Genomic DNA, 6,712 nt, shown 5'->3' on the forward strand with positions numbered 1-6,712 from the left:
GAAATGCCCTTCACGACTTCTTTGCGATCCGCGCCGCCTTGTCCGCGTCGTACCACCAAATGAACGGGAAGCCGGACTGACCGTATTTGGGTAATTCCGCCGGCCGGCCGAACCGATCCCAGCGCGCGGTGCGCACCTTCGTATAAGTCCACTGCGGTACGACGTAGTGATTCCACAGCAGCACGCGGTCGAGTGCCTTGGTTGCCGCGACGAGATCGTCGCGACCCTTGGCGTAGATCACCCGCTCGATCAGCTTGTCGACCGCCGGATTCTTGATGCCGGTGATGTTGCGTGAACCGGCGATGTCAGCCGTCTTCGAGGACCAGAATTCGCGCTGCTCGTTACCCGGCGACTGCGACTCGCCCCAGGAGTTAGTGACGATGTCGAAATCCCACTCGCGCGTCCTGTTCTCGTACTGAGTGGGATCCACCGTCCGCACGCTGACAGCAATGCCGAGCCGTTCCAGCGACGGCTTGTAGAACAGCGTGATCCGCTCGAAGCTTGGATCCGAGTTCAGCAATTCAAGGGAGAACTGGGCGCCCGTCTTGACGTCGATCAGCTTGCGCTCGCGCACCTCGTAGCCAGCTTCCTTGAACAGGCGCAGCGCCTCGCGCAGATTGTCGCGAACGGCTTCCGGACTGCCGCCGACCGGGTTGGTGTAGGCCGTGGTGAAGACTTCGGGCGGGACCTCGGCGCGGACTGTCTCGAGGATCTCGAGCTCCTTGCCCTGCGGCAACCCGGTCGCCATCAGCTCATCGATGCCGTCGAAATAACTGCTGATGCGCTTGTACTGGCCGTAGAAGATCTGCTTGTTCATCTCCTCAAAGTCGAACGCGTAATTGAGCGCGCGTCGCACGCGCGGATCCTTAAACTTGGCGCGGCGCAGGTTCGGCACGAAGGCCTGCATGACGCCCGAGCTGCGATTGGCGAACTCCTCGAGGATCACGCGTTTTTCGGTGACGGCCGGGAAATCGTAGGCTGTCGCCCAGTTCTTCGCGCTGTTCTCGGTGCGCCAATCGACCTGATCGGCCTTGAATGCCTCAATCGCCACGGTGGCGTCGCGGAAATACTCATAGCGCAGCTCGTCGAAATTATTGCGGCCCACATTGGCGGCGAGGTCGCGCCCCCAATAATCCTTGACGCGCTCCAGCGCGATCGACCGCCCGGCAACGAATTCCTTGACCCGATAGGGGCCGGAACCTAGAGGCACTTCAAGCGTGGTGGCGGAGACATCGCGCTTGCGGCCCTGCGCATCCGTGCCCTCCCACCAATGCTTCGGCAGGACCGTGAGCTGCCCGACGATCTGCGGCAGTTCGCGGTTGCCCGGCGCGTCGAACACGAATTTTACCTCGCGCTCGCCGACCTTCTCGGCTTTCGTCACATGGCTGTAATAGGCCGAGTACTGCGGGTGGTGCTTCTTGAAGGAATCGAGCGAGAAGATCACGTCATCCGCGGTTACCGGCTTGCCGTCGTGCCATTTGGCTTGCGGCCGCAAGCGGTAAGTCACGAAGGAGAAATCATCCGGATGGCTGACGGCCTCGGCCAGCGCGCCGTACTCGGTCGAGACTTCGTCAAGCGAGGCCGTCGTGAGGGATTCGTAGATGAACGCCACGGCACCGGCGACTTGCCCCTTCACACCGGAGACGACGATGTTGAAATTGTCGAATGTGCCGACGGCGATCTGGCGCGCGACGCCGCCCTTGGGCGCTTCCGGATTGACGTAGTCGAAGCGCTTGAAATCCGCCGGGTATTTGATCTGTCCGAACAGCGACAGCGCGTGCCGCCAGGTGGGCTCGTTGGCGGATTGCGCGTGTGCCACGCCGACGCCGGAAAGGCCCCCTACGGAACCAAGGGCGGGGAGCGTTGCGGCAGCAGTGCCGGTGAGCAGGAGATCGCGTCGGGTAAGGGCCAAATCAACATTCCTGTCTTGAAGGAGGCTACTCCTTTAAGTTCCCAATATAGGCGAGGTTTCGACGGAATATGTTGCTTTTTCCTCATCTTGGAGGGCCAGCTGGCCGATCGCTGCGGCCAAACGCCCCGATAACAACGCCGCGAGGCCCGGATAAGCAAACGGCCAGGCTTTTCAGCCTGGCCGCGTACTAAGATCGAAGTCGATAGGCCTTACTTCGCCGCGGTCGGCAGCGGCTTCGGGCTGTCGGAGAGACTGTTCAGGTAAGCGATCACGTCGGCACGCTCGCTATCCTTCGGGATGCCAGCAAAGCCCATCGCGGTGCCCGGGACAGCTGCCTTGGGATTGGCGATGAACTTGTTGAGCGCATCGAAGTCCCAGGTGCCGCCCTTGGCCTTCATCGCGGCCGAGAAGTTGAAGCCGCCGCGGCCCTCGCCAACATGGTCGCCGACGACGCCATAGAGGTTCGGACCGACACGGTTCGGGCCGCCCTTCTCGAAGGTGTGGCAAGCGCCGCACTTCTTGGCAGCGGCGGCGCCCTTCTCGACCGAGGCGGTCTGGAGCAGCTTTTCGATCGGCTCGGCAGCCGCGGCGGCAGCGCCGCCTTCCTTGCCGTGGCCGGCGTCTTCCTTCACGGCGATCTCGAAGCCCGGCTTCTCCGGCATCTTGGGCGAGAACAGCGCACTGGCGGTGAAGCTCGTCACCAGCAGAAGGAGACAGGTGCCGAGCACGGCACCGAGAATCTTGTTCAGTTCGAAAGAGTCCATTTCCGGCCAGGCCCCACACCGCAAGAAGGATCGAGCGGCCCAGTGCGGCCGCCAGGACGAGCCTCGGAGAATCAACGTTCCTTACTGTTTCCCCGAGTTTTGCCATTGAGATATCGGTTTGCCCGGGGTCTGGCAACCCGTATAAGCGAGCGGGCTTCACCCCCGTCCCCACCCCATTTCCCGGCGCGGAAAACGCCCCGTTTCCAGGCCCTTGAACCGATGATCGATCCCCGCATCCTGGTGCTGATTCCGGCCCGCATGGCCGCCACCCGCCTGCCCGGCAAGCCGCTAGCCGATATCGCGGGGCAGCCGATGATCGTGCACGTGATGCGCCGTGCCGAAGCGGCCGGGATAGGCCGGGTCGCGGTCGCAACCGACACCGCGGAGATCGCATCCGTCGTGACCGCCCATGGTGGCGAGGCCGTGATGACCCGCCCGGAGCATCCGTCCGGCTCCGACCGCATCCACGAGGCCATGCAGAAGCTCGATCCGGACGGCAAAGCCGAGATCGTGGTCAATCTGCAGGGCGATTTCCCGACCATCACGATCGACAACATCCGCGAGGTGTTGCCGCCGCTGCAAGACCCCGCCGTGGATATCGCAACGCTGGCGTCGCAGATCCACACCGAGGAGGAGGACCTCGCGCCGAGCGTCGTGAAGGCGATCGGAACCTCGCTCGGCGGCAGACGCATGCGCGCACTTTATTTCACCCGCGCAACCGCGCCGACCGGCGACGGACCGCGCTACCACCATATCGGTCTCTATGCCTATCGCCGTGCCGCGCTGGAGCGCTACGTCCGGCTTCCGCCGTCGCCGCTGGAATTGCAGGAGAAGCTCGAGCAGCTCCGGGCGCTCGAGGCCGGAATGCGCATCGACTTCACCATTGTCGATACCGTGCCCCGCGGGGTCGACACGCCGGCGGACCTGGAAACCGCCCGCAGCATCCTTTCCAAATCCTGAGCCGCTGTTACAAGGCCGAGCATGAGCAAGCTGAAAATCGCATTCCAGGGCGAGCCTGGGGCCAATTCGCACATCGCCATCGTCGAGGCCTATCCCGACGCCGAGCCGATGCCCTGCGCCACCTTCGAGGACGCCTTGTCGGCGATCTCGTCGGGCGAAGCCGATCTCGGCATGATTCCGATCGAGAATTCGGTCGCAGGCCGCGTCGCCGACATCCATCATTTGCTGCCGGCCTCCGGCCTCTTCATCATCGGCGAATGGTTTCTGCCGGTCCGGCATCAGCTGATGGCGGTGAAGGGGACCAGGCTCGAGGACATCAAGAGCGTCGAGAGCCACGTGCACGCGCTCGGCCAATGCCGGCGCATCATTCGCAAGCTTGGCATCAAGCCAATCGTGCACGCCGACACCGCCGGCAGCGCCCGCGACATTTCCGAGCGTAACGACAAGTCCGTCGCCGCGATCGCCTCGCGCCTCGCCGCGCAGATCTACGGCCTCGACATCCTCGCGGAGGACATCGAGGACGAGGCCCACAACACCACGCGCTTCGTGGTGCTCGCGCGCGAACCGAAATGGGCCGCACAGGGCTCCGGTCCGTTGGTCACGACTTTTGTGTTCCGGGTGCGCAATTTGCCCGCCGCGCTCTACAAGGCGCTCGGTGGCTTTGCCACCAACGGCGTCAACATGACCAAGCTCGAGAGCTATATGGTCGACGGCAATTTCTTCGCCACGCAGTTTTATGCCGACGTCGACGGCCACCCCGCGGACAAGGGCCTCGCTTTCGCGATCGAGGAGCTGAAATTCTTCTCACGCGAATTCCGCATCGTTGGCGTGTATCCGGGGCACCCGTTCCGCGCGACGATGGAATAGATTCGTGTCCCGGACGCGCGAAGCGCGAGCCGGAGCACCAGAGCCTTATCCGACCGCCTTAAGCCCGAACGCCTCCGCCAGCAGCGAATATGATTTCTTTCGTGCCTCGTGATCGTACACGGCGGTAATCACCATCAACTCGTCCGGCTTGCTCGCATCGATCAACGGCTGCAGCGTCTTCTGCACGGTTGCCCGGCTGCCGACGAACAGACGGGAACGGTTGCGCCGCATCGAGGCGCGCTCCGAGTCGGTATAGGGATAGGCCAGCGCCTCTTCGACGCTCGGCAACGGAAGATACTGGCCGCGGTCCCGGCGCAGGCGGTTGAGGTCGAAAGACGCGGCGAGCTTTTCGGCTTCGTCATCCGTGTCGGCCGCAATGACGGCGACCGCGAGGATCGCGCGCGGGCTCGCACTCCAGGCCGAGGGCTGAAAACGATTGCGATAATGCACCATCGCATCGATCGCATCGTGGGACGCAAAATGATGGGCGAATGCGAACCCCATGCCGATTTGCGCGGCGAGCTCCGACGAATAATCGCTGGAGCCGAGCAGCCAGATCGGCGGCAACGGCGTATCGTCGGGCATCGCAACGACGTTGTGATAGGGATGGCCCGAGGGGAATTCCCGGGTCTGCCACAGGATCAATTCGTGCAGCCGCTCGAGGAAATCGTCGCCTTCGCGACGGTCGAGCCGGCTGCGCAGCGCATAGGCCGTGGCGCCGTCGGTGCCAGGGGCGCGGCCGAGGCCGAGATCGATGCGGCCCGGAAACAGCGCCTCCAGCATCTTGAAGCGCTCGGCCACGACCAGCGGCGCGTGATTGGGCAGCATCACGCCACCGGAGCCGACGCGGATGTGCTTGGTCACCGCCGCGATCTGCCCGATCATCACGTCGGGCGCCGGGCTCGCGACGGAGGCGAGGTTGTGATGCTCGGCGAGCCAATAGCGGACATAGCCGAGCCCATCGACATGGCGCGCCAGGTCGATGCTGTTGCGCAGCGCCGCGGCGGGCTTTGTGCCGGTGGTGACGACGGAGAGGTCGAGGACTGAGAGCGGGATCATGGCGCGCTAACGTAGTGGAGGGCAGCGCGGCGGCAATGGGAGGGCGCGCAGATCTGACGTGCAGGCCAGGGCCCGCGCGCTCCGGACCCGCGCCGCGGCGTTGGGACAATGATCAATCTGGCAACATGACTTTCATATTGCCCACTCAATATATTGCGCCAGTTAATCCGCAAGTTCTCCCTACTTGGCTGGTATATTTATCTTTTTATACCAAACCGAGCTTCCCACTTCGATTCTAAATCACCGAATATTTTATGCCAACACCGCCAAAGTGGGCCACTTCCCATTACCGATGGGCTGTCGGATGCGGCCGCTTTGGCTTATCTTGGCCTTTCGCAATCTAGACCTGACCGCCGGCCGCCAACGACCCGGCGCGCCCTTGGAGAGTGAGTGGTGCCCATGACTGACGCGACAATGCCTGCCCACACCGGCGGGCAAGACGGGTACCTGAAGCGGCCTGCGATTTCCTTCGAGTTCTTTCCGCCCAAGACCGAAGATATGGAGCGCAATCTCTGGGACACCATCAACCGGCTGGCCCCGCTCGACCCGAAATTCGTCTCGGTGACCTATGGCGCCGGCGGCTCGACCCGTGAGCGGACCCACGCGACCATCTCGCGCATCCTGAAAGAAACCGCGCTGCTGCCGGCCGCGCATCTGACCTGCGTCGGCGCCTCCCGCGGGGAGATCGACGAGATCGTCGACCGCTATCACGAGGTCGGCGTCCGCCACATCGTCGGCCTGCGCGGCGATCCCCCGGGCGGCATTGGCACGGCCTATTCTAGCCATCCCGATGGCTACCAGAGCTCCGCCGACCTCGTCGCCGGCATCAAGAAGCGGCACGGCGATATCGAGGTGTCGGTCTCGGCGTACCCTGAGAAGCATCCCGAGGCGCGCGACTTCGACGATGACATCGACACGCTGCAGGCCAAGGTCGATGCAGGTGCGACCCGCGCGATCACGCAGGTGTTCTTCGATAACGACCTCTATTTCCGCTATCTCGACCGCGTGCGCGCGCGCGGGATCAACATCCCGATCGTGCCGGGCATCATGCCCATGCATAATTTCAAGCAGGCTCGCAATTTCGTCACCCGCGCCGGCACCTCCGTGCCGGACTGGTTCGCCGCGAAATTCGAGGGGCTCGACGAAGACG

The 6,712-nt window shown here is 63.5% G+C and carries 5 protein-coding genes and 1 pseudogene; 3 read left to right on the top strand and 3 right to left on the bottom strand.

What is annotated here, in order from left to right; translation table 11 throughout:
* Positions 1–10: 10 nt before the first annotated feature.
* Both IVB13_RS29105 and IVB13_RS29110 read right to left on the bottom strand, forming a co-directional pair.
* Positions 11–1,912, bottom strand: a complete 1,902-nt coding sequence (locus IVB13_RS29105; protein ID WP_026232797.1) for an extracellular solute-binding protein — start codon at positions 1,910–1,912, stop codon at positions 11–13.
* A 209-nt stretch (positions 1,913–2,121) separates the two neighbouring features.
* Positions 2,122–2,676, bottom strand: a complete 555-nt coding sequence (locus IVB13_RS29110) for a cytochrome c family protein (protein ID WP_018454698.1) — start codon at positions 2,674–2,676, stop codon at positions 2,122–2,124.
* Between the two features lie 219 nt (positions 2,677–2,895).
* Between IVB13_RS29110 and IVB13_RS29115 the strand changes: the two genes are divergently transcribed.
* The gene (locus IVB13_RS29115; protein WP_018454699.1) at positions 2,896–3,636 is read left to right on the top strand and encodes a 3-deoxy-manno-octulosonate cytidylyltransferase; all 741 of its coding nucleotides are present in this window, start codon (positions 2,896–2,898) and stop codon (positions 3,634–3,636) included.
* Positions 3,637–3,657: 21 nt separating this feature from the next.
* Positions 3,658–4,503 carry a prephenate dehydratase gene (locus IVB13_RS29120; protein ID WP_018454700.1) on the top strand — a complete coding sequence of 282 codons (846 nt, stop codon included), beginning with the start codon at positions 3,658–3,660 and terminating at the stop codon, positions 4,501–4,503.
* 45 nt (positions 4,504–4,548) lie between these two features.
* Here IVB13_RS29120 and IVB13_RS29125 read toward each other — a convergent pair whose 3' ends face one another.
* A complete protein-coding gene (locus IVB13_RS29125) occupies positions 4,549–5,562 on the bottom strand; it encodes an LLM class flavin-dependent oxidoreductase (protein ID WP_018454701.1) in 1,014 nt (337 codons plus the stop codon).
* A gap of 462 nt (positions 5,563–6,024) precedes the next feature.
* Here IVB13_RS29125 and IVB13_RS29130 point away from each other — a divergent pair.
* Positions 6,025–6,712, top strand: a pseudogene (locus IVB13_RS29130) (methylenetetrahydrofolate reductase); the annotation flags it as partial.

Source organism: Bradyrhizobium sp. 17 (assembly GCF_023073515.1).
In the GTDB taxonomy this organism is placed as follows: Bacteria; Pseudomonadota; Alphaproteobacteria; order Rhizobiales; family Xanthobacteraceae; genus Bradyrhizobium; species Bradyrhizobium canariense_D.

Bases quoted from the DNA above. Each gene is read 5' to 3' on its own strand.
- IVB13_RS29125 (WP_018454701.1), bottom strand. From the start codon at position 5,562: ATGATCCCGCTCTCAGTCCTCGACCTCTCCGTCGTCACCACCGGCACA.
- IVB13_RS29115 (WP_018454699.1), top strand. From the start codon at position 2,896: ATGATCGATCCCCGCATCCTGGTGCTGATTCCGGCCCGCATGGCCGCC.
- IVB13_RS29120 (WP_018454700.1), top strand. From the start codon at position 3,658: ATGAGCAAGCTGAAAATCGCATTCCAGGGCGAGCCTGGGGCCAATTCG.
- IVB13_RS29110 (WP_018454698.1), bottom strand. From the start codon at position 2,676: ATGGACTCTTTCGAACTGAACAAGATTCTCGGTGCCGTGCTCGGCACC.